The organism is Amycolatopsis sp. FU40 (assembly GCF_021903635.1).
Taxonomy (GTDB): Bacteria; Actinomycetota; Actinomycetes; order Mycobacteriales; family Pseudonocardiaceae; genus Amycolatopsis; species Amycolatopsis dendrobii.
On record NZ_CP091381.1, the window covers coordinates 8699047 to 8724794 of the forward strand.

Here is a 25748-nt window from a genome sequence, read left to right on the forward strand (position 1 = left end):
GTCTCGAGGCAACAGCGGCGGCGGTCCGCAAAGGACGGGAGGGCGCCCGCTGTGCCTTCGCGGACGTCCGGATGCTCAGCCGCCGCAACACTTTGCGGTCGTAAAGATCGCTCGCGGGAGACGCGGCCTCCCGCACGGGAAGTCTCCCTGGGCAATCCGGGCAACCCGGGCCGAGGCAGACCCCGCGAGGATCACAGCCCGTCGAGCCGCCGGGACAGATTGGACCGTCCGCTGTTCTGCTTGATCGTCGGGACCAGGCCGGTCATTTCCTCTTCGGCCGGTTCCTTCAGCGGGCTCGCCACCGGCTTCGCCTGCGGGCGCGGGACCAGCGGCGTCGTCGTCTGCGGACCGGCCGGGCTCGGCACCGTCGGCTGCGGCGCGGTGTTCTGCTGCGCACCGGGGATTTCGAGCGGCCGCGTCGGCGTCGGCTGGGCCAGCGGATGCGGCGACGGCTGCGTTCGCGTGCCGCTGGCCAGCGGATGATCGTTCTCTTCGATCAGCGACGCGGGCAGCTGCGTCGTCGTGTCGGGGTCCAGCCCGGAGACCACCGAGGCGGAGATCTGCTGGGTGCTGGAGGAATCCATCGGAGACGTCATGTTGTCCGGCGTCACCACGAAGGCGCCGCGGGATCGTGCGCGTGCGAGCAAAGCGTCCGCGCGATCGCGGGGGTCCATTCCCCTCGGCCTCCCGACTGACCCGGGGCCTCTAGGGAAAGGCCCGCCTGTTTCCTGTCTAGGGTAGGCCCTCGGGGCCCGCGCCGCCCACGTTTCCCGCGGCTTGTCGCTCAGCGGTGCGTGATACAAAGGAGATTTCTGTGACGTCCGAGGTCGAGGTCGACGCCGTCGTACTGGTCGGCGGCCAGGGCACGCGGCTGCGCCCGCTCACGCTGTCCGCGCCGAAGCCGATGCTGCCGACGGCGGGAACGCCCTACCTGAGCCACCTGTTCTCCCGCATCCGCGCGGCCGGGATCCGGCATGTGGTGCTCGGCACGTCGTATCGGGCCGAGGTGTTCGAGGAGTACTTCGGCGACGGGTCCGCGCACGGCCTTGAGCTCGAGTACGTGGTGGAGGAGGAGCCGCTCGACACCGGCGGCGCCATCCGCAACGTCTACGACCGGCTGCGCGCCGACCACGCGATCGTCTTCAACGGCGACATTCTCTCCGGGGCCGACCTGCACGCCCAGCTGCGCACCCACCTCGACTCCGGCGCGGACGTGACGCTGCACCTTCAGCGCGTCCCAGACCCGAGCCGGTTCGGTTCGGTGCCGACCGATGGCGACGGGCGCGTCACCGCCTTCCTGGAGAAGACGCCGAACCCGCCGACGGATCAGATCAACGCCGGCTGCTACGTCTTCCGCCGTCCGGTGATCGAGACCATCCCGGCCGGGCGGCGGGTGTCGGTCGAACGCGAGACGTTCCCCGGGCTCCTCGAAAATGGCGCGCATCTGCATGGATTTGTCGATTCTTCGTACTGGCTCGACGTCGGTACCCCGGAAGCGTTCGTCCGCGGCAGTGCCGATCTGGTCCGCGGCGTCGCGCCCACCTCCGCGCTGGCCGGGCCGACCGGTGATTTTCTGGCGCTGGACGGGGCTTCCGTCTTCACTGGCGCGAAGCTCACCGACGGCACGACGATCGGTGCGCGGGCCGTCGTCGGCAAGGGCGCGACGGTCGCCGGCTCGGTTGTGTTCGACGACGCGGTGATCGGCCCGGACGCGATTGTGGAGAATTCGGTGCTGGGCCGCGGAGCACAGGTCGGCGAAGGCGTGGTGCTGCGCGGCGTGGTGCTCGGCGACGGTGCGTCCGTGGGGGCTGGCTGCGAACTGCTCGACGGCGTGCGGATCTGGCCCGGCGTCGCGGTGCCGGACGGCGGCATCCGGTTTTCGAGCGACGCGTGATGGAGTGGTGTCCGGGGTTTCCGGTGGATCTGGCACAGGTGCTGGGTCCGCTGAGCCGTGGGCGCGGGTCGCTGAACTTCCGGCGCGACCGCGGCGTCTGGTGGCTGGCCGCGAACACGCCCGGCGGCAAGGGAACGCTGGCGCTGCTGCACCGGCCGGACGGCGTCGTCGAGGCCGAAGCTTGGGGCGAGGGCGCGGACTTCCTGCTCGACGGCGTGCCCGCGCTGCTCGGCGCGGACGATGACGACACCGGATTCGTCGCGCACCACGACGTGATCGCCGCGGCCCGTCGCGACACGCCCGGCCTGCGGCTCGGCTCGACCGGCCGGGTGTGGGACGCGCTGGTGCTGGCGATCCTCGAACAGAAGGTGAGCGGCAAGGAAGCGATCCGGTCGTGGGCGGAGCTGTGCCGGTGGTTCGGCACGCGCGCCCCCGGGCCGGGACCGGACTTCCTGCGGGTGCCGCCGGATCCGGTCGCCATTCGGTCCATTGTGGACTGGAACTGGCACAAGATCGGCGTGGACGTGAAGCGCCGCACGGCGTTGATCGAGGCCGCCCGTGTCGCTCCGCGGCTGGAGGAAGCGGTGCGGCTGCGCGGGGCCGAGGGGCGGGCGTGGCTGCGCAAGGTGCGGGGCATCGGGGTGTGGACGGCGGCGGAGATCGCTCAGCGCGCGTGGGGCGATCCGGACGCGGTGAGCTTTGGCGACTACAACATTCCGGCGGTGGTCGGGCACACGCTGCTCGGGCGGGAGATCGACGACGAGGAGATGGCGCGGGTGCTCGCGCCCTACGCGCCGCAGCGGCAGCGGGCGATCCGGTATTTGGGTGCGGCCGGGGCTCGGCGGCCGAGGTTCGGGCCGCGGATTGAACTGCGGGATTACCGGGCGATGTGAATCAGCGCGGCGGGTACGGGTTCTGCGGACCCTGCGGCGGGTATTGCTGCTGCACACCCGGCTGCTGCGGGTACTGGCCCTGCGGTGAGTACTGCTGCTGCGGGACGTTCGGGTACTGCGGACCGGACGGCGGATAGCCGGGGTAGTTCTGCGCGGGATAGCCCTGCTGGCCCGGGTATCCCTGGCCGGGCGGTGGCGGGTAACCCTGCTGCGGCGGGAAGTAGCCCGGCGGAGGCCCTTGTTTCCGCTTGGCCGAAGCGCGCACCGCGACCACGATCGCGACCACCAGGAGCAGCAGGACGATGAGGTGCCAAGGCTGCACAGCCACGATGAAGGTCCTCCCTTGAGCGAGGCTTCATCGTAGTCCGCTCAGTCCGGGCGGAGCGGTGAAACACGTCAGCCCGGCGGGGGCTGCTGCGGCGGATACTGCTGCCCCGGCTGCTGCGGATACTGCTGTTGCGCACCCGGCTGCGGCGGGTATTGCCCCTGCGGCGGGTACTGGCCCTGCGGCTGCTGCCCGTACGGTGGCTGTCCCGGATACTGTCCCGGCCCGGCCTGCGGCGGCTGCTTCGGCCGTCCCAGGGTGAATTTCAGGATCAGCACCACTACCAGCAGCACGATCAGCGCGACCGGCAGGACGAGTTTCAGCATGGGGTTCCCATCGGATCGGGCACGGACGCAACGAATGCTAAAACCTCGCCGCGGTCAGCGCAGGGCAGCCGCCGCGATGGCCACGCCTTGTTCGGTCGACAGTCCCAAGCCCCGGATCACCTCGGCGTAGGCGGCCGCGGCGGCTTGCGCGCGCGACAGCGTCTCGTCGCCGGTCGCGCTGACGAAAGTGCCTGCTCTGCCTCGGGTTTCCAGCAGACCGGCTTCCTCGAGTTCGCGGTAGGCGCGGGCCACGGTGTTTGGAGCGATGCCCAGCTCCGCAGCCAGTCCGCGCACCGTCGGGAGTTTCGTGCCGACGGCGAGGGTGCCGTCGTTGATCTGGTTGGCCAGCGACGTCCGGACCTGTTCGAACGGCGGAACGGACGACGCCGGGTCGTAGGTGATGCTCATCGTCGCCGCCGTTTCTCCGCGGTGCCCAGGTCCATGCGCCAAGGTTAACGGGCCGCGGCGATCAGCTCGGCCAGATCTTCCGAACCCGCGGGCAGCGCGTCGACCGGCCACCAGCGCAGGTCGTCGGATTCCTCGCTGCGCACGGGTTCCGCGCCGGGCGGGGCGTGCACGGCATACCGGACGTCGAAATGCCGGGTGGGGACGCCGAGCGAGCAGGTGATCGGGTGGACGTCCAGGTGCACTGGCGTTTCCCCGATGACCAGGCCGCTCATGCCGGATTCCTCGGTGGCCTCGCGCAGGGCGGCTTCGGACAGCGACGCGTCGGACGGTTCGCAGTGGCCGCCGAGTTGCAGCCAGCGGCCGACGCGGGGGTGCAGGGTCAGCAGGACTCGCGTGCCCGTGGAGTCGAGGACTACCGCGGACGCGGTCAGGTGCCCGGCCTCGCAGGAGCGCTGGCAAGTGTCCGAACGCGACGCCAGGAAGCCGAGAAACGCTTGCCGCAGCGACTCTTGTGCCGCTGCCTCCGGCTTCCAGCCGGCCAGCGTGGCGACGGCGGATTCGTGCAGGGTCATCGTTCGATCAGCCAATCGCCGGTGGTGAGCGGTCCGCGCGGGGGAGCGGGTTCGGCCGGGTGCCCGATGGCGACCGCGCCGAGCGGGTGCCATTGGTCGTCCAGATCCAAAGCGGACCGCACCAGGTCGGCGGCGAAGATGGTCGAGCCGATCCAGCACGAGCCGAGGTCTTCGGCGGCCAGCGCGACCAGCAGGCCCTGCACGGCGGCGCCGGCGGCGACGGTGAACATGGTGCGCTCGTGCCGGTTTCGCCGGTCGTCGCGGTAGGTGTGCGCGCCCTCGGGCAGCAGGAACGGGATGACCAGTTCCGGTGCGCGATAAAGAATGTCGCCGCGGGACAGGCGCTTCGCGATCTGCTCGGGGGTGAAGCCGTCGCTGGTCAGATCGGCTTCCCAGGACGCGCGCATCGCGTCGAGGAGCTTGCGGCGCAAGCCTTCGTCGCGCAGCCAGATGAACCGCACGGGGTGCGTGTGGTGCGGCGCGGGCGCGGTCAGCGCGGACGCGACGGCGCGACGCAAGGCCTCGGGGTCGACGGGCTCGTCGCTGAACTGCCGGACGGAACGTCGGTGCGGGACCGCTTCCCGGCGGCCCTGCGCGATGGATTCGTTGGTGCCCAAGCGAAAGAGATCGGTCTCGCTCGGGCGGATCAGGCTCCGCGCGGTGGATCCGTCGTCGTGGATCCGCAGGCCGCGCACGACCGCCACCGGCAGTCCGCCGAGTTTGCCTTTCACCAGATCAGCCGCGGCGGCGATCTCGTCCGCGACCGCGATTTCCGTAACAGCCAGCTCGTTTCCCTGCGAATCGACCTGTCCGGCGTACCCGTGCAGCACGCGCAGGCCGGACGCGCCGATCGCGGCGTCCGTCTGGCCGACTCGCCAGGCGCGGCCCATGGTGTCGGTGACCACCACGGCCACCTCGACGCCCAGTCGTTCCCGCAAACCGTTGCGCAGCGCCAAAGCCGACGCGTCCGGGTCCGCGGGCAGCAACGCCACCTCGTCGCCGCGCACGTTCGACGCGTCGATCCCGGACGCCGCCTGGACGATGCCGAGCTGGTTCTCGGTGATCATCGTGCGCGCGATCCGGGCGACCACCCGCACCGACTCTTCCTCGACCAGCTTGCGCCGGGCCGCGTCGCGCGCCTCGGGGTCGCTCGGCACGCGCACGAGCCGTCCCTCGATTTTCGAGAACGCCTTGCTGGTCACCACGACCACGTCGCCGGAGCGCAGCCACGGCGCGGCGGACACGATCGCGCCGGTCAGATCGTCGCCGGGACGGAACTCCGGCAAGCCGGGGACCGGCAGGATCTCGATCTTCTGGGAAGCGTGGTCAGCCAAGAGAGACTCCAGCCACGTCGAGCGCCGCGCGGACCATGTCCGCCGTCGCGTCCACATCGGACATCAGCAGCGGCACCGCGCGCACGTCGACGCCGGGCACCTTGACCTCGTGATCCTCCGGCGCGACGAGCCAGCCGTCGAGCACGCCGCCCTCCGAACGCGCTCCGTAGTGGCGGCCGACCGCCTCCGCGGAGGTCTCCACGCCGATCGCGGTCAGGCAGGCGTCGGCCATGCCGCGCAACGCTTTGCCGCCGATGATCGGCGACACCCCGACGACCTTCGCCCGCGATTTCCGCAGCGCGTCGCGCACCCCGGGCACCCCGAGCGTCGTGCCGACCGACACGACCGGGTTCGACGGCGCGAACAGCACGACGTCCGCCTCGGCCAGCGCCGCCAGCACGCCGGGGCCGGGCTTGGCCTCGTCGTTGCCGACCGCGACGATCGAATGCGCGGGCACGCCTGCCCGGTACCGCACCCACCACTCCTGGAAGTGCACGGCCTTCTGCTGGTCCGGCTGCTCCGGATCGTCGATCACGACGTGCGTCTCGACCCGGTCGTCCGACATCGGCAGCAACCGCACGCCGGGCTGCCAGCGGTCGCACAGCGCCTCGGTGACCTGGGACAGCGGATAGCCCGCGCGCAGCATCCGCGACCGGATGAGGTGGGTCGCGATGTCCTTGTCGCCGAGCCCGAACCAGGTCGGCTCCGCGCCGTAGGCGGCGAGTTCCTCCTTGACCGTCCAGGTCTCGCCCGCGTGGCCCCAGCCGCGTTCGGTGTCGATGCCGCCGCCGAGGGTGTACATGCAGGTGTCGAGATCCGGGCAGATGCGCAGGCCGTGCATCCACACGTCGTCGCCGGTGTTCACCAGCGCGGTGATCTCGTGCGGGGACTCGGCCGACCCCTCCGAGCCGATCGCGGGCAGTCCGAGTGCGGTTTTGACCCCGAGCAGGAAGCGGGCGCCGCCCACCCCGCCAACCAGTACGACGATCTTCACGACTGGCGATCCTCGCACGTCCGCGGCGCCGGGCCCCAGTACCGGTACCTGTGGTGCTCCGAACAGCCCAGCGCGGAATACAACGCGAGCGCGCCGGCGTTGCCCACCGCCACTTGCAGGACCCACTGGCCGGCACCGTGCGCGCGGCCCCAGTCCGCCAGCGCGTGCAGCACTGTGGTGGCCAGGCCGCGGCGGCGAAACTCCGGCGCGACCGCGAGACGGGCGACGTGCAGCCAGTCGTCGACGACGGCTCCGCGCACCGCGCCGGCGGTGATTCCGTCGGCCAGCACCACGCCGTAGCCGACCTTTCCGGTGGTCACCACGTGCCACTGGGCGGAACTCGGCGCGGTGGTGTTCTCGGCCAACTCCCACCATTCCGGCGTCGCCTGGTCGAGGACCTCGGCACCGCGCGAGGGCCCGGACGGCAGCGGACCGGTCAGTACCGACACCCGGTGCCCAGCGGCGTGCTCGACCTGCTCGCGCCAGCCCGCCGCGGCCACCGCTCGCTCCAGTTCGCTGTCTTCCAGCACCTGGACCGCGGGCGGAATGCCGCGAGCGTGGGCGAAGTCACATACCGCCGCGAGCGCGTCCGGGACCGGACGGCCGGGGTCGCCGACGGCGAGTGCGCTGTTCGCGCGCCCGGTGAAGCCGTCCGCCCAGCGCAGAGTCCATTCTCCGAGCGGCTCCTCGACCACCGCGGGCCATGCTTTCGCGCACACGATTTCGAGCTTTTCCCGGGAGTTCACGGTTAGATTGTGACGGAGAGAGCTGTCCCGTTCCGCAGGAGAACCCCATGAGCTACGCGCGCAAGGACGACCGGCACAACGATGAGCTTGTCGACGAGATCGCCGACGGGTTCAAGCGGACTCTCGAAGAGAAACGCGAGGACGGCAAGCCCGCCGGACCCGCTTTCACCATTACCGGCGATGCCCGGAACGCGCCGAAACCGCGTCGCCGGGACCGCTGAGCGGCGCGGATCCGCCCCGTTTCCAGGGGTGGGATAAGGGTCGCCTAACCACCACCGGGGGCCAGGGAAGCGCGTAATGTCCGCACCGACCGGCCCAGCAGGAGAAGCCAGGAGTACGCAGTGACCTACGTGATCGCCGAGCCCTGCGTCGACGTGCTCGACAAGGCGTGTATCGACGAGTGCCCCGTGGACTGCATCTACGAGGGCGAGCGGATGTTGTACATCCACCCGGACGAGTGCGTCGACTGCGGCGCCTGCGAGCCGGTCTGCCCGGTCGAGGCCATTTACTACGAGGACGACGTCCCGGACAACTGGTCCGACTACACCAAGGCGAACGTCGACTTCTTCAACGAGCTGGGCTCGCCCGGCGGCGCCTCCAAGGTCGGCAAGACCGCGCACGACCCGGGGTTCATCAAGGCTCTGCCCCCGCAGGGCGAATGACCCGGCTGCCCGACTTCCCCTGGGATTCGCTCGCCGAGGTCAAGGCCCGCGCGCAGGCGCATCCCGGGGGCATCGTCGACCTCTCCGTCGGCACGCCCGTCGACCCGGTGCCGGACTCGATCCGCGCCGCGCTCGCGTCGGTGTCGGAGATCCCCGGCTACCCGACCACGCACGGCACGCCTGAGCTGCGCGAAGCGGCCGTGACGGCGTTGCGGCGGCGGTACGGGATCACCGGCGTCGAACCGGACGCGGTGCTGCCGACGATCGGTTCGAAAGAGGCCGTGGCCTGGCTGCCGCGGCTGCTCGGCTTCGGGCCGGGCGACGTGGTGGTCATCCCGGAGCTGGCGTATCCGACGTACGAGGTCGGTGCGCTGCTCGCGGGCGCCGAGGTGGTGCGCGCGGACGGGCTGACCCAGCTCGGCCCGCGCCGCCCGGCGATGATCTGGCTGAACTCGCCGTCGAACCCGACCGGCCGCGTGCTCGGCGTCGACCACCTGCGCAAGGTGGTCGAATGGGCGCGCGACCGCGGCACCGTCGTGGTGTCCGACGAGTGCTACCTCTCGCTCGGCTGGGAGGCGGAGCCGCTGTCGGTGCTGCATCCGTCCGTCCACGGTGGACAGACCGACGGCCTGCTCGCGGTGCATTCGCTGTCCAAGTCAGCGAACCTCGCGAGCTACCGCGCGGGATTCGTGGCGGGTGACCCGACGCTGGTGAAGACCCTGCTGGAGGTGCGCAAGCACGCCGGCATGATCGTGCCGCGCCCGGTGCAGCAGGCGATGGTGGCCGCGCTCACCGACGACGAAGCCCTTGCCGAGCAACGCGAACGCTATCGTGCGCGCCGGGTCGTGCTGCGGAAGGCGTTGCAGGACAACGGCTTCGAGATCACGTATTCCGAGGCTGGACTGTATCTCTGGGCCACGCGCGGGGAATCCGCGCAGGCCACGGTGGAATGGCTGGCCGAGCGCGGGATCCTGGTCGCTCCGGGCACGTTCTACGGGCCCGCGGGTCGCGATCACGTGCGGGTCGCGCTGACCTCGACGGACGAGCGCATCGAGGCTGCCGCGGAGCGGCTGGCGCAGGGCTAACCCCCCTTTGCAGACGTCCGTGAAGGGCTCCTTGAGGGAATCAGATTCCTTCAAGGAGCCCTTCACCGACCTTCGTATCGCGTACCAAGCCCGTCGGCCGGGCTAGTAGTCGCGGCCGGTGAAGCCGCGGTAGACGAACCGTGTGAGCGCCTCGATCGCTTCCTCGTCGGAGGGCTGGCTCCAGCCCGCGGGCGGCGGGGTCACCAGCCACATCTGCGCGAAGTTGTCGATCAGCTGGTACATCATCGCGATGGTGAGCTGGGTGTTCGCCGGGAGCCGCAAGCCGGCCGCGGTGACGTGTTCGAGGTGGCTCTCGACGTCTGAGGCCTGGGTGGCGCCGAAGTTCGCGTACGTGGCGGCGAAGTCCTCGTTCACCATCGCCGCCTGGCGCAGCGCGAGCATCGTGGGCGCGTTGGCGCGGTAGAAATCCCAGTACTGCCGCACGTGCCAGCGGACCGCGGCGGGATCGCTGAAATCGGACAGATGGCCCTCGGACGTGGCCTGCTGGTCGCTGTCCTCGGCCAGGTCGGCCAGCAGCGCGATCAGCAGTTCTTCCTTGCTCGCGAAGTGGTTGTAGAACGACCCCGCGGCGCGGCCGGCTTCCTTGGTGATGTCGGTGATCTTCGTGTTCAGGTAGCCCTTGGCCGCGAACACGCGCTTGGCCGCGTCCTTGAGCGCCGCTTCCGTTTCGGCGGCTTTGTCCCGGCGGCTCGTCGCTGTCATCCGGCACCTCCCTTGACGCGAACGCTATCAGCGGGCACTCTGAATCTGAATTCAGTGAATCAAGATTCAGTTTGACGGGAGAAGGTCATGACGGTGCTGGTGGCAGGGGCGGGCCCGACCGGGCTCACATTGGCGATCGAGCTGGCGCGGCGCGGGGTCGGCGTGCGGGTGGTGGACAAGGCGGAGCAGTACTTCGTCGGCTCGCGCGGGGACGGGCTGCAGCCGCGCACGATGGAGGTGTTCGAGGATCTGGGCGTGCTGGACGCGGTGCTCGCCGCGGGCGCGCCGCCGCATGAGATGCGCGTGTACCTCGACGGGGAGTTCACGATGGTGCGGCGGATGGCCGAACCGGTCGAGCCGACGCCCGCGGTGCCGTATCCGAACGCCTGGTTCCTCGGCCAGTCGCAGACCGAGGGGATCCTCCGGGACCGGCTGGCCGAGCTCGGCGTGCGGGTGGAGCTGAACACCGCGTTGACCGGTTTCACTCAGGACGAGGAGGGCGTCACCGCGGAGCTGTCGACGGGGGAGACGGTGCGCGTGGAGTACCTGGTCGGCGCGGACGGCGGGAAGAGCTTCGTGCGCAAGGCGCTGGGGATCGCGTTCGAGGGGACCACTGACGAGTCGATCCGGATGCTGCTGGGTGACGTCTCGGCGGAGGGGCTCGACCACGGCTCGGCGTACTGGTTCGCGAAGGCGGACGAGCCGATGTCCGGCGTGGCGTTCACGCCGCTCCCGGGGACGCCGTATTTCCAGTTCGCCTCCCCGCTCGGCGACGGCGACGCGGGCACCTCGCTGAGCGCGTTGCAGGAGCACTTGGACGCGGTGTCGGGCGGCGGGATCCGGCTGCTCGACCTGGCGTGGTCAACCGTGTGGCGGCCGAATATCCGGTTGGCAGCGGCATTCCGGAAGGGCCGGGTGTTCCTCGCCGGGGACGCCGCGCACGTCCACCCGCCGACTGGCGGGCAGGGGCTGAACACCGGCATCCAGGACGCGTACAACCTCGGCTGGAAGCTCGCCGACGGATCGCCCGAGCTGCTGGACAGCTACGAGGCAGAACGGCGTGCGGTCGCGGCGCGGGTTCTGGGGGTGAGCACTGCGTTGCTGGAGAAGTACAAGGAAGGTGCGGAGGACGCGCACGAACGCGGGCCGGAGACGCAGCAGCTCGATCTGACTTATCGGGGTGGGCCGCTTTCGCCGGTCGGAGTGGGGGCGCTGCGGCCGGGGGATCGGGCGCCGGACGCGCCGCTCGTGGACGCGAATGGCAAGAGCGTGCGGTTGTTCGAGTTGTTCCAGGGTCCACATGCGACAGAGCTCGTCTTCGGGGACGGGCCGCTCGGAACGGAGCATCCGGCGTATCGGATCCTGCCGCAAGGGGCTGCGGGGGAACTCGTGGACGCGGGCGGGCATGCGTATGCGGCGTATGAGGGAGCGCCGGGGAAACGAGTGCTGGTGCGACCGGACGGGTACGTGTGGTCGGTTAGCTGACCGCGTGCTCGGCGGCTTCGATGCGGTGCCATACGTCGCGCCAGACGGCGCGGGCGTGGGCGCGTTTGGCGAGTTCGTGTTCGACGATCCGGCCCGCGACGAAGCCGATCTCGGCGTCCGCGTTGGGGAGGACGCCGCGCACCTTCTCCGCGGCGAAGACCGCGTCCTGATGATCGCCCAGCACAGTCTGGAATTTGCGAGTCGCCTTGATCAGTTCGGACAGCTTCTCGGCCTGCTTCTTCTTCGCCGCTGACCGGGCCAATTCGGCGGTGTAGCGGAGTTTCTTGCCGTGGATGCGCAGCGCGTGCAGGTCGTCGTCCGGGGGATTCGGGGGCAGGGCGGCGACTGCGCGGGCCAGCTTGCGGTACGGCTTGCGCACGTCGGCGGCCAGACTGGGCTTTTCGGACGGTGTCTCGTCGATCTCGTGCTCGGCGGTGCGGGACAACTGGGCGATGCCCTGCAGCAGGGTCGCGTACCGGGGGCTCGACAACGCCCGGTTCAACCGGCGGCGGGCGGTGGTGCGTTCGGAGACGAAGCGGGACACCAGCCGTCGTCCGGCGGGCTGGTCTCGGACGTCGAAATCGGCGATCACGTCGCGCAGGTGTCCGATCAGGACGTCGTAGTCGCGGACCTCGCCGAGGACCTGGCCCAGCCAGCCGAGGTCGGCGCGCACCGGTTCCGCGGTGGGGCCGACCAGCGCGCTCGAGGATTTCAGCACGCTGCGCATCCGCCGCTGCGCGACGCGCATCTGGTGCAGTTCTTCCGGATCGGTCCCGGCCCGGGTGCCCGGTTCGCGAGACAACAATTCGCGCAGTTCGTGGTCGAGTTTGGCGCGGACGTGTGCGGCCGCCGGCGCCTCGGGGTCCGCCTTGGCCGGTTCGGCGGGGAGCCCGAGAGCGGCCGGCGTCGTCGGTTCCGGAGTACGGCGGCGGCTGGTCGCTTCGGAAGTCACCTGGTTAATGGTAGGTGAACGACGATCGGATCGGAGTCCGCCGAAACAGCGAGAGGGTGCGCTCCCGCGGCGGGAAGCGCACCCTCTCGAAGGCTGGATCAGTTGGCGTGCAGTGCTTCGTTCAGCTGGATGCCGACGCCGCCGCGCGGCACGACCTCGACCGCGCCGGTCGCGGAGTTGCGCCGGAAGACCGCGCCGGAGATGCCGGACAGTTCGCGTGCCTTGACCGTCTTGCCGTCGACCTCGACCTTGGTGCCCGCGGTGATGTACAGCCCGGCCTCGATCACCGAATCGTCGCCGAGGGAGATGCCCGCGCCGCCGTTCGCGCCGATCAGGCAGCGTTCGCCGACCGAGATGACCTCGGTGCCGCCGCCGGACAGCGTGCCCATGATCGACGCGCCGCCGCCGACGTCGCTGCCGTCGCCGACCAGCACACCCGCCGAGATGCGGCCCTCGACCATCGACGCGCCGAGCGTGCCCGCGTTGAAGTTCACGAAGCCCTCGTGCATCACGGTCGTGCCGGACGCGAGGTGCGCGCCGAGCCGCACGCGGTCGGCGTCGGCGATGCGGACGCCGGTCGGCAGCACGTAGTCGACCATGCGCGGGAACTTGTCCACGCCGTACACCGCGACCGCGCCGCGCGACCGCAGCCGCAGCCGGGTCTGCTCGAAGCCCTCGACCGGGCACGGGCCGTGGCTCGTCCACACGACGTTGGCCAGCAGGCCGAAGATACCGTCGAGGCTCTGCCCGTGCGGCCGGACCAGCCGGTGCGACAGCAGGTGCAACCGCAGGTAGACGTCATGGGCGTCGGCGGGCGCGGTGGCAAGGCTGCCGATCGTGACGCGCACCGCGACGACCTCGACACCGCGGTCGGTGTCCGGGCCGAGCAGCGCGGCCGCGGACTCGCCGAGCAACTCGGCGGTCTGCTCCGCGGTCAGCCGCTCGGTGCCGCTGGTGCCTGCGTCGACCAGCTTGGGGTGCGGGTACCAGGTGTCCAGCACGGTTCCGTCGGACGTGACGGTGGCCAGCCCGACGCCGACGGCGCCGGTCGTTTCGGGGTCAGGGGTCTGCTCGCTCACGCTGGTCACGGTAGCCGAAGCGGACCGGATCAACCCGTGGTGGCCAGCTGGTTCACCTTTTGCTTGACCTCGGTCAGCGCGGTCGAGATGGACACGAGCGCCTGCGTGCACGCCCCGCCCGCGGTCGGCACGGTGGTGCAGCCCGCCTGGCGGAACGCGCCGACCGCCTGGTCGATCGCGGTCGCGTCGCGGTCGAGCGGCTGGTTGACCGTCTTGCCCGCTTTCGCCAGCTTGTGCACCGAACCGGCGGTGTTGCCGACCTCGGTGACGTATTTCTCACAGCCCTTGGGCAGCTGGGTCTGCGGGCCGGTGAAACAGGCGTCGGCCGAGAGCGCTTCGAGCTTGGTCGGCAGGGCGTCCGGACCCGGATCGCCGGCTCCGGGACGGGCCTTGGGCCCGGCCTCGTTGCTGCAGCCGGTGAGGACGAGGGCGAGGACGCCGAGAGCGACCAGAGAGCTTCGCGTGCGCACGTCCTCACGGTAGCCCCCGCGCTGGCTGGGTACGGTGCCGGTATGACCTCCCTTGACCTGCGCGCCGATCCGGCCGAGCTCACCGCCGCCCTTGTGGATGTGTTCAGCGTCTCCGGGGAGGAGGGCAAGCTCGCGGACTTGGTGCAGGCCGCGCTGAGCGAGCAGGCTCCGCATCTGGAGGTCGTGCGCAATGGGGACGCGGTGTTGGCGCGGACCGATCTCGGCCGTCCTTCGCGGGTGATTCTCGCTGGGCACCTGGATACGGTGCCGGAGAATTCCAACCTGCCTTCCCGGCGTACTGGTGCTGGGGACGACGAGGTGTTGCACGGGCTCGGGTCGGTGGACATGAAGGGCGGGGATGCGGTCTTTTTGCATCTCGCCGCTACTTTGCCGGAGCCTCGGCATGATGTGACGTTTGTGTTTTACGACAATGAAGAGGTCGAGGCGGTCAAGAACGGTCTTGGCCGGATCGAGCGGGAACTGCCGGAGTGGCTGGCCGGCGATCTCGCGATTGTCGGGGAGCCGTCCAATGGCGTGATCGAAGCCGGGTGCCAGGGGACGTTGCGGGTTGAGGTGCGGACTTCTGGGGCTCGGGCGCATACGGCGCGGGCTTGGATGGGGTCCAATGCGATTCATGCGCTGGCGGAACCGTTGCGGCGATTGGCTGCATATTCGGCTCGGGTGGTGGATATTGACGGGCTGACTTATCGGGAAGGGCTGCAGGCTACTGCTATTTCTGGCGGGGTGGCTGGGAATGTGGTGCCTGATGCTGCTGTGTTGACGGTTAATCATCGGTTTGCGCCGGACCGCAGTGCGGAGCAGGCCGAGGCGCATGTGCGTGAGGTGTTTGACGGGTTCGAGGTGACGTTGGTGGATATGTCGCCTGGGGCGTTGCCTGGGTTGTCCGCGCCTGCTGCTGCGGAACTCGTGGCCGCGGCTGGGGGGTCTGCTGCGGCTAAGCTGGGGTGGACTGATGTGGCCCGGTTTGCCGCGTTGGGGATGCCTGCGGTGAATTTCGGGCCGGGGGATCCGACTTTGGCGCATACGCGGCAGGAGAATGTTCGGGTGGGGGAGATCCGGGGGGTTGCTGCTGTGTTGAGGAAGTTTCTTAGCTGAGTGTGCGGCTCGTCGCCTGGCGGCGACATTGCCCTCGGTGGGTGCGTGGGGCACCCCGAAGCTTGATTGTGCTGACCGCAGGGACGCTTCGTATCGGGGTGCGGGGGAGGGGCTGGGTGCCTCGATGGTTGGGTGCACCGGCTGCGGTTTGGTGAGTGGGGCTAGCGCCCCAATGTGGCATTGGGTGCGTGCGACGCACCCAATGTGGCGTTCGGTGCGTCTGACGCACCCAATGCCACATTGGGGCGCATTCCGGCGGGCCTGTGCGTTGAGCTGAGGCCGGGGCGGCGCCGTGCGCAGCACCCCGGCCCACAGCGGCTTTTACCTGCCTTGCAGGGACTTCACGTTGTCGCCGAAGGTCCAGCCTCGTGAGCCGTCCCAGTTGATCGACCAGTCCATCAATCCCTTGAGGCCTGGGACGCTTTGGTAGGCCTGCGAAACCGAGCCGGGATCCATGTAGCCGCCGCCCGCACCGGGCTGGGCGGGGAGGCCGGGGACCTGCTTGTCCACCGGGACGCGGATTGTCGTGCCTTGGACAGTGAGGCCCTTGTCCAGGCACTGGGTCTGCACGGTGAAGCCTTGCACGGTGCCGGCTTCGTAGCTGTCGCCGGAGCAGCCGTACATGGAGCCGTTGTAGTACTGCATGTTCAGCCACCACAGCTGGCCGTTGTCGGCGTACTTCTTGATGATCGGCAGGTATGCGCCCCAGATCGATCCGTAGGTGACCGAGCCGCCGGTTACGTACGCTGTTTCCGGGGCCATGGTCAGGCCGAAGCCGGAGGGCATCTGCGACAGTACGCCGTCGATGATGCGTTCCAGGTTGGCTTGCGAGGCGGACAGCGAATTGATGTCGCCGCTGCTCGACAATCCGGTTTCGATGTCGATGTCGATTCCGTCGAAATTGTACTTTTTCAGGATCGGCACGATGGTGCTGACGAACTTGTCGGCGACCGAGCTGGACGACAAATCAATGCCTGCCGCCGCGCCGCCGATGGACATCAGGATGGTGGCTCCGGCGTCTTTCGCCGCGCACATTTCAGCGGGCGTCGACACCTTGACCGTCGAGTCCATGCCGTCTTCCCACTGCACGGTGCCGTCGGAAAGGATTACCGGGAAGGCGGCGTTGATGACGTTGTAGCCGTGTGCGGCCATGCTGGGGTCGTTGATCGGCACCCAGCCCATGCCGGGGTGGACGCCGTTCGAGGCTCCGTCCCAGTTTTCCCAGTAGCCCTGCAGCACCGGGCCGGAGGGTCTCGGCTTGACCGCGCAGGTGTCCGACTGCGGTGCGACGGCCGCGGAGGCGGGGACGATTCCCGCGAGCGGCAGTGCGAGCAGGGCCGCTACTGCGGTCCCGAACCAGCGTGACTTCCGTCCGTTCATCACGGCTCCCGTCCCCGGTAACGGTGTTGCCGCAACGGTAAGCGGCGCGCTGGGGGATGCCTACCCCCGATCGTATGGTCTAGACAAATTCACGGCAGGTGGTCTGGACAAGTACAAACGCGGACCAGCCGGGCACGAGGCGCCGTGCCCGGCTGGTCCAAGGGGTCGGAAACCAGGGTGCGATTACCGCGTCAGCAGGCCCCGCTGTCGGTCCAGACGGCCCAGGAACCGGGCGCACCCGGCTCAGCGCCGACGGAGTACCACGACGAGGTCCACTTGTGGCTCTTGTACGAGACGACGTCGCCCGGACCGTAGAACGTGTTCGAGTCCCATGCCGTCACGCCGCCGCAGCCGCCGGGATTGCCGCTGCCCACGGTGAGCGTGAAGTCGGCGGTGTGGGTGGCGTTGGCGCCGGTCGCGGTGATCGTGACCTTGCTGGTGCCGTTCGGCGTGCTGGCCGTCGTGGCGATCGTGACAGTCGCGGTGGCGCCGGACTGGACGGTCGCCGGGTTGAACGTCGCGGTCGCGCCCGAGGGCAGGCCGCTCGCGGTCAGCTTCACCGACTGCGCGTTGCCGTTGGTGATCTTGGTGGTCACCGTCGACGTGGCCGACTGTCCAGGCTGGACAGTCGCGGTCGAGGGCGACAGGCTGACCGAGAAGTCGTTGCCCGCGGGCGGGTTGCCGGTGCAGGTGGCCTCACCGGAGACCGCGCCGACCGAAACCGCGTCCCACGCCGCCTTGGTGGCGTTGAACTCGGTGCAGCTGCCCGGGAACAGGTCGACCGCCGCCTGAAGGGTGGCCTTGCGGGCCGCCTTGTGGTTCCAGGACGAGGTCTTGTGCAGCAGGCCGTTGTAGAAGATCTTGCCTGCCTTCTGGATGCCGATGCCGGTGACGCTGCTGTTGTTGCAGGTCGGGCTGGAGGGCTGGCCGTCGGTCGGCGAAGAGCCTTCGGACAGCAGGTAGAACCAGTGGTTCTGCGGGCCCGCCGCCGCGTGCACCTCGGTGTTCGGGATCGACGACGAGTAGCAGTTCGGGTCGCCCTCGCGGCTCGGGTCGTACATGTAGCGGATCGGGCCGTTGCCGACCAGGTTCACGCCCTCGCCAACGGTGAAGTCCGGGGTGTCGACCGGGTTGTTCGCGTAGAACTCGGTCAGCGCGCCGAACACGTCGCCGGTGGACTCGTTGAGTCCGCCGTTCTCGTTGCCCGAACCCGCGCCGCCCGGCGTGTTCTGGAAGATGCCGTGCCCGAACTCGTGGCCCGCCACGTCCATCGACGTCGCCTGGCGCTGGTTGTCCTGCGAGTGCCCGAAGTGGGTGGACGAGCCGTCCCAGTAGGCGTTGACGTCGTTCAGGCCGACCGACGCCGGGAAACCGTTGCCGTTGCCGTCGATGCCGCTGCGGCCCAGCCAATCCTTGAGCATGTTCCACTCGGTCTGCACCGTGTAGAGCACGTCGACGCACCCGGTTTCGAGGTCGGTGCCCTGTCCGTTGCCCCAGTTGTTGCTGGACTTCGTGAACACCGAGCCGCCCTCGCGGCCGCAGCTGATGCCGGGCCGGGTCGAGTCGCGCATCGAGTACGAGCTGCCGGAGCCGCTGGTGTCGATGCTGACCTGGCCGGCGTAGTAGCTGTTGCCGTTGCCCGCCGCGGCGGGGGCCGCGGCGTTCGAAGCGGACTTCGCCGGGCTTTCGGCCTTCACGTCGTCGCGCTGGTCGAGGACCTTGCCGGTGGCGGCGTCGACGAAGACGTGCAGGTTGCTCGGAGCCTTCGCGGTGCGTCCCTTGACGACGACCTCGTAGGCCAGTTTCGGCTGTGCGCCGCCGAGGACGACCAGATCAGGCTTGCTCACCGTGCTCACGGTCGGCAACTGGCCGCGGGCGACCGAGGCCGCGCGCGCCGCGTCGACAGTGGGCTTGGTGCCCACGGTGATGGCCGCGCCCTCGGCGGAGTCGGTGCCGCGCACGCGGCCCGTTCCGTCGGCGACGATCACCGCATCCCCGCCGACGACCCGGAGGCCGTCGTAGGTGCGCTCGTAGGAGTTGTAATACAGCCCGGCGTCGCCCAGGGTGGTGCTGACGCGGTGCAGGCTTTCGGCCGAGCTCTTGCGGAGCCCGACCGCGCCTGCGGCGGCGACCCGGTCGGCGGCCGCGATCGCGGTGGCCTGCGGGTCTGCGGAGGGTTGGGCGGGGGCCGCGGATGCCGGGGTCACCGGCAGCGCGAGCAGGGAAAGGGCGAGACCGGCGACACTTGCGATGCCGGTGGCGAGCCCTCTTCTGGACGTCATCGACAGTCCTTTCGGGGTACACGATGGGGAAAAGCGCAACGCGTTGAGCTGGGCTGATCAGGCCGCGGACACCGTGAGTAAAAAAGCGCTCACGGGGGTGGTCAATGCGCTGAACGGACCAGCGGGACCCCGGGGGCGATCAGGACTATTCCCCGCAGGTGGCCTCGTAGCAGGGAAAACGCCGGTTTGGGACGGGTCGGGCGACTTTCGTAGGTAGTTCCTGACAACCGGCCGTTGGTAGGAGGACCGGAACCCGCTGGTGGTCCGCTTTCCCGCGTTCAGCCGCGGGCAACCGAGCCGTCACGCTCTGGTGCCGACGCGGGCGCCCGCCGCGGCCGAACGGCCCGTAGGCTTGGCTGGTGAGCGAACAGTCTGAGTTTCCCGACGGCCAGTACCCCGAACGTCCGGTGGAGCGGCACAAGGGCCCGGTGGTGCTCCGGCGCGATCGGCGCGACCAGGGCAGCACCACCGACCAGCGGCTGCTCGACTCGCGGGGGCCGAGCGACTGGGTGCACACCGACCCGTGGCGGGTGCTGCGGATCCAGGCCGAGTTCGTCGAGGGATTCGGCGCGCTGGCCGAGGTTCCGCGCGCGGTGACCGTGTTCGGTTCGGCCCGCACCAAACGCGACAACCCGGAGTACGAACTGGGCCGCAAGATCGGGGCCGCGCTCGCCGACGCCGGGTTCGCGGTGATGACCGGCGGCGGTCCGGGCGCGATGGAAGCGGTGAACCGCGGCGCGAACGAAGCGGGCGGGTTCTCTGTGGGGCTCGGCATCGAGCTGCCGTTCGAACAGGGCTTGAACCCGTGGGTCGACCTCGGCGTGAACTTCCGCTATTTCTTCGCGCGCAAGACCATGTTCGTCAAGTACTCGCAGGCGTTCATCTGCCTTCCCGGCGGATTCGGGACGCTCGACGAACTGTTCGAGGCGCTCACCCTGGTCCAGACCAAGAAGGTCACGAAGTTCCCGGTGGTCCTGTTCGGCACCGAATACTGGGGCGGGCTGTACGACTGGATCGAGAAATCTGTTCTGGGCAGCGGGAAAATTGGTGAGAAGGACCTCGCTCTGCTGCATCTGACCGACGACATCGACGACGCGGTGCGCGTCGTGCAGGAGTCTTATCAGGCTTGGGAGGACACGCACTGATGCGGATCTGTGTGTTCTGCGGTTCGGCGCAGGGCTTTTCGCCGGAGTACGCCGAAGCGGCGGCCGGTGTCGGGAAACTGCTGGCACAGCGGGGAATCGGCCTCGTTTACGGCGGCGCGAGCGTCGGCACGATGGGCGTGGTGGCCAATGCCGCGCTCGCCGCGGGCGGCGAAGTGATCGGCGTGATCCCGGAAGTGCTGTCGAACGTGGAAATCGCGCACGGCGGGCTCACCGAACTGCACGTGGTCGCCGACATGCACCAGCGCAAAGCGAAAATGGCCGCGCTGTCGGACGCGTTCGTGGCGTTGCCCGGCGGTGTCGGCACCCTCGAGGAATTGTTCGAGGTGTGGACGTGGGCGCAGCTCGGCATTCACCGCAAGCCGATCGGACTGCTCGACGTGGCCGGGTATTACTCGCCGCTGGTCGAGTTCGCCGATCAGATGCTGGAGAAGGGCTTCCTGCGGCCGGAGACGCGGGAGTTGATCAGTGTCGCGTCCGATGCGGAGAAGCTCGTCGACATCATGAGCCGCTCGGTCGGATAACGCGGCCTACGACGCTTTTTCGTCCGGCCGTTTGTGGTAGGTGTCGACGTATTCCTGCCCGGACAGTTCCAGAATCGCGTACATGATCTCGTCGGTCACCGACCGGCGGATCGCCGAGGACGAGTCCTGGCCCTCGTAGCGCGCGAAGTCCAGCGGCTCGCCGAACCGGACCCGGATCTTGGCGAGCCGCGGGATCCGCGCGCCGTTCGGCTGGATGCCCTCGGTGCCGTACAACGCGACCGGAACCACCTTCGCCCCGGTGGACAGCGCGAGCGCGGCGACGCCGGTGTGCCCGCGGTGCAGCCGTCCGTCGAGCGAGCGGGTGCCTTCGGGGTAGATCGCGAAGACGCCGCCGTCGGTGAGCACCTTGCGGCCCGCTTCGAGCGCGGCGAGCCCGGCTTGTGCGTTGCCGCGTTCGACCGGGACGTAGCCGAGCGCGTCGAGCGATTTCGCGATGAACCGGCCCTTGATGCCCTTGCCGGTGAAGTACTCGGCCTTGCCGAGGAACCGGACCTGCCGCGGGGTGGTGAACGTGATCACACCGGTGTCCAGCGCCGCCCGGTGGTTGGAGGCGAGCAGCACCGGACCGTCCTCGGGGATGTTCTCGACGCCCTCGACCTGAGGCCGGTAGAGCGCGCGGACCAGCGGTCCGAGCACGAAACGGACGAGCAGCGGCAGCAAGGGTTCTCCCTCCGGAGGATCGGGCACCGGCTCCAGCATGGCACGATCGCCTCCATGAGCTGGTTTCACCGTCGCACCTGGCAGGAGCCCGGGTGGAGCGCCGCGGACATCCTCGCCGCCAAACGCGGCCGGACCGTGTCGGTCGTGCTGCCGGCGCTGGACGAGGAGGAAACGGTCGCCGCGGTGGTCGCGTCGGTGCGCCCGCTGCTCGGCGGGGTGGTCGACGAGCTGGTGGTCGTCGACTCCGGCTCCACCGACGCGACGGTCGAGGTCGCCGCGGCCGCCGGGGCTCGCGTGGTGCGCCGCGAGGACGTCGTGCCGGAGCTGCCGCCGCGTCCCGGCAAGGGCGAGGTGCTGTGGCGCTCGCTCGCCGCGACGACCGGCGACGTCGTGGTCTTCCTCGACTCCGACCTGGTCGACCCGGACCCGGCGTTCGTGCCGTCGCTGCTCGGCCCGCTGCTCACCGAGGACGGGGTGCACCTGGTCAAGGGCTTCTACCGCCGCCCGCTGCGGCTGGAGAGCACCGGCGGCGGCCGCGTCACCGAGCTGCTGGCGCGCCCGGTGCTGTCCGCGCTGCGCCCGGCTCTTGGCGAGCTGGTGCAGCCGCTGGGCGGCGAGTACGCGGGCACGCGCGAGTTCCTGGAGTCGGTGCCGTTCGCCGGGGGATACGGCGTGGAGATCGGCCTGCTGCTGGACGCCGAGGAGCGCTACGGCCTCGACGGGCTGGCGCAGGTCAACCTCGGCGTGCGCAAACACCGCAACCGGTCGCTCCTGCAACTCGGCGTGATGGCCCGGCAGATCCTCGGCACCGCGCTGGCCCGCTGCGGGATGCCGAGCGCGGAGGCGGCGCGGTTCACGCAGTTCGTGCAGGTGTCCGGGGAGTGGGTGCCGGACGTGACGGAGGTGCCGGTGGCGGACCGGCCGCCGATGCGGGAGGTGCTGGCCGCCCGGCAGTGACCGGTCTGTCCACATCGGACTAGAGCGCGGTCTTTCATCGAGATGTCATCGCCGCACGCTACGTTCCGCAGCCGATCCGATTCGAGCAGCGGGGGCGATGGACGTGGCCGAACACCAGCTGGATCCCGGCAGTGCGCAGCGGCTGAAACTGCGCGATCTGGTCGTGCGGCAGCCGGACCGGAAGACCGTGCGGGTCTTCGCCGACGACGGCAGCCGGGACGGGTTCCTGGTCGGCTGGGCCGAGCTGGCTCCGCATCCTTTTCACGGGCGTCCCGCGTGGCAGACGGTCTACCGAAGCGTTCCGGGCGACGACTACAGCTACTGGCGCGGCGGAACTGCCCGCCGGGCTCATTACACGGCAATGGATTACGGGGGAAGCGACGAGATCCGCTTGGCGATCGACGAGATCCTCACGCTCGCCCGCTGGGGCGACGTCCTGGCCGACCGCGAAACCCGGGCCGGCCGGACCGGGACCTACACCGCCACGATGGACCCGGTGCAGGCCGAGTGGCTGGCCGGTCTCGACGAGCCGAAGGGGATCACCCACCTCGGCGGCGGGCGGGTCCGGCTCACGAATGTCGTCGTCGCGCTCTTCCGGGGTTCGCCGGAGTCGCAGCCGCACGTCGACGTCAACGACCTGTTCCACCTCGACCCGATGGATTCGCCGATCCAGCTCATCCGCGAACGGTGAGCGCCTCGCGCCGAAGCGCTGGCCGCCCGTCTTCCAGGGTGAGTACCTGGTCGAACCCGGCGACGTGCTCCGGCCGGTGCGTCACCAGCACGACGGTCCCCTTCGCCTGGGCGAGAACCCGCGCCAGGACCTCGTCGCCGTGCGCGGGATCGAGGCCTTCCACCGGCTCGTCGAGGACCAGGACCGGCGGTGCGGCCAGTACCGCGCGGGCAAGGATCAGCCGTTGCCGTTGACCGCCGGAGAGGGCGTCGCCGTCCTGGCCGGTGTCTCGGTCCAGCGGGAGGTCGAAGCCGGCGGTTTCGCAGGCAGCGCGCAGGTCGTCGTCGGTGGCCTCCGGGTTGGCGAGCAGCAGGTTTTCGCGGACGGTCGTGGCGAAGACGTGCGCGTCGGCGAGGGCGCCGGAGACGACGGCGGGGTGCGGTCCGGCCACGGGACGGCCGTCGACGGTGATCGAGCCGGACGTGGGGGAGACGAAGCCGAGCAGGACGTGCAGCAGGGTTGTCTTCCCGGCTCCGGACGGGCCGAGGATGCCTAGCCGGGTGCCGGGAGGCAGATCGAGGTCGACGCCTTCGAGTGCGGCTCGGCGGCCGGGATGCTGAACGCCGACGTTGGCCAGCCGGAAATGCCCTGGCCCGGGGATGGGTTCGGGGGCTGATTCCGGTGCGGAGAGGACGGCGCGCACCCGGCTCAGCGAGGCGCGGATTTCGGGGATTCGTTCGACGGCGGGGAGCAGCGGCAGGATCAGCTCGAACAGTGCCATCGTGGTCAGGGTGAGGGCGGCGGTGACCGGAATGCTCGCTGGGCTGAGCAGTGCGACCGCGGCGGTGGTCGCGAATTGCCCGGCCACTCCGGCGGCAGTGGTCAGGGCAAGGCGGCGGCCGGTGCGACGGGATTCCGCGGCCAGGTTGTGAATGATCGCGGTGGCGCGGGCTTTTTCTCGTTGTTCCCAGCCGTAGGCGATGAGTTCGTCGCGGCCGAGGACGAGTTCTACGGTGTGTTCGGCGAGTTCCTGCCGTGGCTCGGGTGCTTTGCTTCTCGGGATCAACAGCAGTCCTGTCGTGAGCAGTCCAATGAGGACGACTCCGGCGAGCGGAAGGCTTACCAGTCCGGCGAAGATCACCACCGCGAGACCGACGGCGCCCGCGACCACGGCCGGCAGCGCGAGCCGGAGAATGGCGTCCTGTACGGCGTCCACATCGGACACCAGGCGGGTGACCAGGTCCGCGCCGGAGTGTTCGGCGACGCGACGGGGGAGAAGGGCCTGGTACACCCGGGCCCGGAGGGAGCCGAGGTAGCGGAGGACAACGTCGTGTCCGGCAAGGCGTTCGGCGTAACGGAGCCCGCCGCGTGCCAAGGCGAAGACGCGCACGGCGACGATCGCGAGGGTGAGCGCGGCGAGCGGAGGTTGCTCGGCGGCGCGCATGAGCAGCCAGGCCGCGGTGCCGGTCAGGCCGAGTCCGGCGAGTTCGGCGCCGACGGCGAGCAGGGTCGCGCGGACGAGTTTCATGCGGTCACCCCATGTTTCAGTTCGACCGTCCGCGACGCGAGTGCCGCCAGCGCCGGTCGATGCGCGACCAGGACGGCGGTACGGCCGGGCAGCAGTTCCTTGGCGCCGGCCAGCACGGTCGCTTCCGTACGGGCGTCGAGGCGGGCGGTGGGTTCGTCCAGCAGGACGAGTCCGGCTTCGGTACGGGACAAGGCTCGGGCCAGTCCGACGCGTTGGCGTTGCCCGGCGGACAATCCGGCGCCTAGTTCGCCGATCTGGGTCGCGTAGCCGTCGGGGAGGTCGGCAACGATGTCGTCGACGCGCCGTCCGCCGGTGTTTTCCTTGAGGCTGCCGCGAAACAGGGTCGGACGTTGGGGCAGCCACGCGGTGTCGCGCAGCCAGGACGAGTGGTCGAGGTCGCGCAGGTCGACGCCGTCCACGAGCACCCGCCCGGAGGTCGGCTCGACGAAGCCCAGCAGTACGGCGAGCAGAGTGGATTTGCCGGAACCGCTCGGCCCTGCCAAGGCGAGGTGCTCGCCGGGATGAATCGTTAAGTCTACTTCGGACAGTGCGCGGGTTTCGCCGTAGTGCACGGAAACGCGGTCGAACACCACTTCCGGCGGGCCGAGGCGGCGTGTTTGCGTGCCAGATCGGCGCGTTGCCGTTGGCGCGCTGAGGATCTCCTTCACCGCGGTGAGTCCTTCGGCGGCGGCGTGGAACTTCGCTCCGGCGGCGCGCAGCGGCAGGTACGCCTCGGGAGCGAGGACCAGGACCAGCATCGCGGTGTGCGCGGTCATCGAGCCGGACAGCAGGCGGAACCCGATTGGTACTGCGACGAGCGCGATCGACAGGGTGGCGACGAGTTCCAGTACCAGCGCGGACAGGAAGGCGACCTTCAACGTCCGGATGGTGGCGTCGGCGTGTGCGTCGGCCATCTCGCGGACGATTCGGGTCTGGGCTTGCGCGCGGCCGAACAGCTTGAGCGTCGGCAAACCTCGAACGACGTCGAGGAAGTGCCCGCCCAGTCGAGTCAGCAGTGTCCACTGTGTACGTGCCCTCGTATGTGCGCCGATTAACGCGCCGAAGAGCGGGATCAACGGGACAGTCGCGGTGACGATCAAGGCGGAGGACAGGTCGGCAGTGAAAAGCTTTGCCAGTACTGCGACCGGCACCAGCACCGACAACACCATTGCGGGCAGGTAGCCCGTAAGGTAGGTGGCGGTCGCGTCGACGCCTTTGGTGATTCGCGTGGCGGTCACGCCGGGGTCGCCAGTCGCGTCCAGCAACCGGCGACGCATGGCTGCTTGCGCCGATGCCGCGAATCGACTGGTGAGCAAGCCCTGCGCGACGGTGAGCAGAAGCCGCGCCCCGACGGCGACGAACAGGGCGATCGAAACGCCGCCGCCGGTGAGCAGGGTCGCCAGCCCGTCCGCCTGGACGAGCACGGTGACAGCGGCGCCGACGCCCAGCACGGCGAGAGCCGCGAGGTAACCGCGAAGACCAGGCATGGCAAGACTCCT

General features: G+C 69.7%; 28 protein-coding genes. 11 read left to right on the plus strand and 17 right to left on the minus strand.

The window, feature by feature from the left end:
* Positions 1-191: 191 nt before the first annotated feature.
* Positions 192-674, minus strand: coding sequence for a hypothetical protein (locus tag L3Q65_RS41255; RefSeq protein ID WP_182894419.1), 483 nt, complete (start codon positions 672-674; stop codon positions 192-194).
* Between the two features lie 140 nt (positions 675-814).
* Between L3Q65_RS41255 and L3Q65_RS41260 the strand changes: the two genes are divergently transcribed.
* Both L3Q65_RS41260 and L3Q65_RS41265 read left to right on the plus strand, forming a co-directional pair.
* The gene (locus L3Q65_RS41260; RefSeq protein WP_237598067.1) at positions 815-1894 is read left to right on the plus strand and encodes a sugar phosphate nucleotidyltransferase; all 1080 of its coding nucleotides are present in this window, start codon (positions 815-817) and stop codon (positions 1892-1894) included.
* The gene (locus L3Q65_RS41265) at positions 1894-2787 is read left to right on the plus strand and encodes a DNA-3-methyladenine glycosylase (RefSeq protein ID WP_237598068.1); all 894 of its coding nucleotides are present in this window, start codon (positions 1894-1896) and stop codon (positions 2785-2787) included. The genes L3Q65_RS41260 and L3Q65_RS41265 overlap by 1 nt, the downstream gene beginning before the upstream one ends.
* A gap of 1 nt (position 2788) precedes the next feature.
* Here the strand turns inward: L3Q65_RS41265 and L3Q65_RS41270 are convergent, their stop codons facing one another.
* The 7 genes from L3Q65_RS41270 to L3Q65_RS41300 form a co-directional block, all read right to left on the minus strand.
* Complete coding sequence (locus L3Q65_RS41270; protein ID WP_237598069.1) at positions 2789-3115, minus strand: hypothetical protein; 327 nt, start codon at positions 3113-3115, stop codon at positions 2789-2791.
* Positions 3116-3183: 68 nt separating this feature from the next.
* The gene (locus L3Q65_RS41275) at positions 3184-3438 is read right to left on the minus strand and encodes a hypothetical protein (protein ID WP_237598070.1); all 255 of its coding nucleotides are present in this window, start codon (positions 3436-3438) and stop codon (positions 3184-3186) included.
* A 54-nt stretch (positions 3439-3492) separates the two neighbouring features.
* Positions 3493-3846: a GntR family transcriptional regulator gene (locus L3Q65_RS41280; RefSeq protein WP_182894414.1), complete on the minus strand. Its 354-nt coding sequence runs from the start codon at positions 3844-3846 to the stop codon at positions 3493-3495.
* A gap of 44 nt (positions 3847-3890) precedes the next feature.
* Positions 3891-4418 carry an NUDIX hydrolase gene (locus L3Q65_RS41285; RefSeq protein ID WP_182894413.1) on the minus strand — a complete coding sequence of 176 codons (528 nt, stop codon included), beginning with the start codon at positions 4416-4418 and terminating at the stop codon, positions 3891-3893.
* On the minus strand, positions 4415-5809 hold the full coding sequence (locus tag L3Q65_RS41290; protein WP_370648149.1) for a coenzyme F420-0:L-glutamate ligase: 1395 nt from the start codon (positions 5807-5809) through the stop codon (positions 4415-4417). Before L3Q65_RS41290 ends, L3Q65_RS41285 begins: the two co-directional genes overlap by 4 nt.
* Positions 5745-6746 carry a 2-phospho-L-lactate transferase gene (cofD, locus tag L3Q65_RS41295; protein WP_182894411.1) on the minus strand — a complete coding sequence of 334 codons (1002 nt, stop codon included), beginning with the start codon at positions 6744-6746 and terminating at the stop codon, positions 5745-5747. Before cofD ends, L3Q65_RS41290 begins: the two co-directional genes overlap by 65 nt.
* Complete coding sequence (locus tag L3Q65_RS41300) at positions 6743-7492, minus strand: N-acetyltransferase (protein WP_182894410.1); 750 nt, start codon at positions 7490-7492, stop codon at positions 6743-6745. Before L3Q65_RS41300 ends, cofD begins: the two co-directional genes overlap by 4 nt.
* Positions 7493-7539: 47 nt before the next feature.
* Here L3Q65_RS41300 and L3Q65_RS41305 point away from each other — a divergent pair, with 47 nt between their 5' ends.
* The 3 genes from L3Q65_RS41305 (at position 7540) to dapC (ending at position 9239) form a co-directional block, all read left to right on the plus strand.
* Positions 7540-7713, plus strand: a complete 174-nt coding sequence (locus L3Q65_RS41305; RefSeq protein WP_093575832.1) for a hypothetical protein — start codon at positions 7540-7542, stop codon at positions 7711-7713.
* 120 nt (positions 7714-7833) lie between these two features.
* A complete protein-coding gene (fdxA, locus tag L3Q65_RS41310) occupies positions 7834-8154 on the plus strand; it encodes a ferredoxin (RefSeq protein WP_009072848.1) in 321 nt (106 codons plus the stop codon).
* Positions 8151-9239, plus strand: coding sequence for a succinyldiaminopimelate transaminase (gene dapC, locus L3Q65_RS41315; protein ID WP_237598071.1), 1089 nt, complete (start codon positions 8151-8153; stop codon positions 9237-9239). Before fdxA ends, dapC begins: the two co-directional genes overlap by 4 nt.
* A gap of 102 nt (positions 9240-9341) precedes the next feature.
* Here dapC and L3Q65_RS41320 read toward each other — a convergent pair whose 3' ends face one another.
* A complete protein-coding gene (locus tag L3Q65_RS41320; protein ID WP_182894408.1) occupies positions 9342-9962 on the minus strand; it encodes a TetR/AcrR family transcriptional regulator in 621 nt (206 codons plus the stop codon).
* An 87-nt stretch (positions 9963-10049) separates the two neighbouring features.
* On the opposite strand from L3Q65_RS41320, the gene L3Q65_RS41325 reads away from it, so the two are divergent.
* Complete coding sequence (locus L3Q65_RS41325) at positions 10050-11447, plus strand: FAD-dependent monooxygenase (RefSeq protein WP_182894407.1); 1398 nt, start codon at positions 10050-10052, stop codon at positions 11445-11447.
* Here L3Q65_RS41325 and L3Q65_RS41330 read toward each other — a convergent pair.
* From L3Q65_RS41330 to L3Q65_RS41340, 3 genes are all read right to left on the minus strand, one after another.
* Positions 11440-12399 (minus strand): CHAD domain-containing protein, encoded by a 960-nt coding sequence (locus tag L3Q65_RS41330; protein WP_182894406.1) that lies wholly within the window; start codon positions 12397-12399, stop codon positions 11440-11442. The genes L3Q65_RS41325 and L3Q65_RS41330 overlap by 8 nt on opposite strands.
* A gap of 98 nt (positions 12400-12497) precedes the next feature.
* The gene (gene dapD / locus L3Q65_RS41335; RefSeq protein ID WP_182894405.1) at positions 12498-13478 is read right to left on the minus strand and encodes a 2,3,4,5-tetrahydropyridine-2,6-dicarboxylate N-succinyltransferase; all 981 of its coding nucleotides are present in this window, start codon (positions 13476-13478) and stop codon (positions 12498-12500) included.
* Positions 13479-13507: 29 nt separating this feature from the next.
* The gene (locus L3Q65_RS41340; RefSeq protein WP_237598072.1) at positions 13508-13948 is read right to left on the minus strand and encodes a hypothetical protein; all 441 of its coding nucleotides are present in this window, start codon (positions 13946-13948) and stop codon (positions 13508-13510) included.
* Positions 13949-13990: 42 nt separating this feature from the next.
* Between L3Q65_RS41340 and dapE the strand changes: the two genes are divergently transcribed.
* Complete coding sequence (gene dapE / locus L3Q65_RS41345) at positions 13991-15064, plus strand: succinyl-diaminopimelate desuccinylase (protein WP_182894403.1); 1074 nt, start codon at positions 13991-13993, stop codon at positions 15062-15064.
* A 321-nt stretch (positions 15065-15385) separates the two neighbouring features.
* On the opposite strand, the gene L3Q65_RS41350 is transcribed toward dapE, so the two are convergent.
* Both L3Q65_RS41350 and L3Q65_RS41355 read right to left on the minus strand, forming a co-directional pair.
* Positions 15386-16444, minus strand: coding sequence for a chitinase (locus L3Q65_RS41350; protein WP_182894402.1), 1059 nt, complete (start codon positions 16442-16444; stop codon positions 15386-15388).
* 191 nt (positions 16445-16635) lie between these two features.
* Positions 16636-18726 (minus strand): M4 family metallopeptidase, encoded by a 2091-nt coding sequence (locus L3Q65_RS41355; protein WP_237598073.1) that lies wholly within the window; start codon positions 18724-18726, stop codon positions 16636-16638.
* 359 nt (positions 18727-19085) lie between these two features.
* Between L3Q65_RS41355 and L3Q65_RS41360 the strand changes: the two genes are divergently transcribed.
* Positions 19086-19871 (plus strand): TIGR00730 family Rossman fold protein, encoded by a 786-nt coding sequence (locus L3Q65_RS41360; protein ID WP_182894400.1) that lies wholly within the window; start codon positions 19086-19088, stop codon positions 19869-19871.
* Positions 19871-20413, plus strand: coding sequence for a TIGR00730 family Rossman fold protein (locus L3Q65_RS41365; RefSeq protein WP_182894399.1), 543 nt, complete (start codon positions 19871-19873; stop codon positions 20411-20413). Before L3Q65_RS41360 ends, L3Q65_RS41365 begins: the two co-directional genes overlap by 1 nt.
* A 6-nt stretch (positions 20414-20419) precedes the next feature.
* On the opposite strand, the gene L3Q65_RS41370 is transcribed toward L3Q65_RS41365, so the two are convergent.
* On the minus strand, positions 20420-21094 hold the full coding sequence (locus L3Q65_RS41370; protein ID WP_182894662.1) for a 1-acyl-sn-glycerol-3-phosphate acyltransferase: 675 nt from the start codon (positions 21092-21094) through the stop codon (positions 20420-20422).
* 54 nt (positions 21095-21148) lie between these two features.
* Between L3Q65_RS41370 and L3Q65_RS41375 the strand changes: the two genes are divergently transcribed.
* On the plus strand, positions 21149-22051 hold the full coding sequence (locus L3Q65_RS41375) for a glucosyl-3-phosphoglycerate synthase (RefSeq protein ID WP_182894398.1): 903 nt from the start codon (positions 21149-21151) through the stop codon (positions 22049-22051).
* Between the two features lie 97 nt (positions 22052-22148).
* On the plus strand, positions 22149-22742 hold the full coding sequence (locus L3Q65_RS41380; RefSeq protein ID WP_182894397.1) for a hypothetical protein: 594 nt from the start codon (positions 22149-22151) through the stop codon (positions 22740-22742).
* Here the strand turns inward: L3Q65_RS41380 and cydC are convergent.
* Both cydC and cydD read right to left on the minus strand, forming a co-directional pair.
* Positions 22726-24249, minus strand: a complete 1524-nt coding sequence (gene cydC, locus L3Q65_RS41385) for a thiol reductant ABC exporter subunit CydC (protein ID WP_237598074.1) — start codon at positions 24247-24249, stop codon at positions 22726-22728. The two genes, L3Q65_RS41380 and cydC, sit on opposite strands and share 17 nt — an antisense overlap.
* Positions 24246-25736 carry a thiol reductant ABC exporter subunit CydD gene (gene cydD, locus L3Q65_RS41390; protein ID WP_237598075.1) on the minus strand — a complete coding sequence of 497 codons (1491 nt, stop codon included), beginning with the start codon at positions 25734-25736 and terminating at the stop codon, positions 24246-24248. Before cydD ends, cydC begins: the two co-directional genes overlap by 4 nt.
* Positions 25737-25748 lie beyond the last annotated feature (12 nt).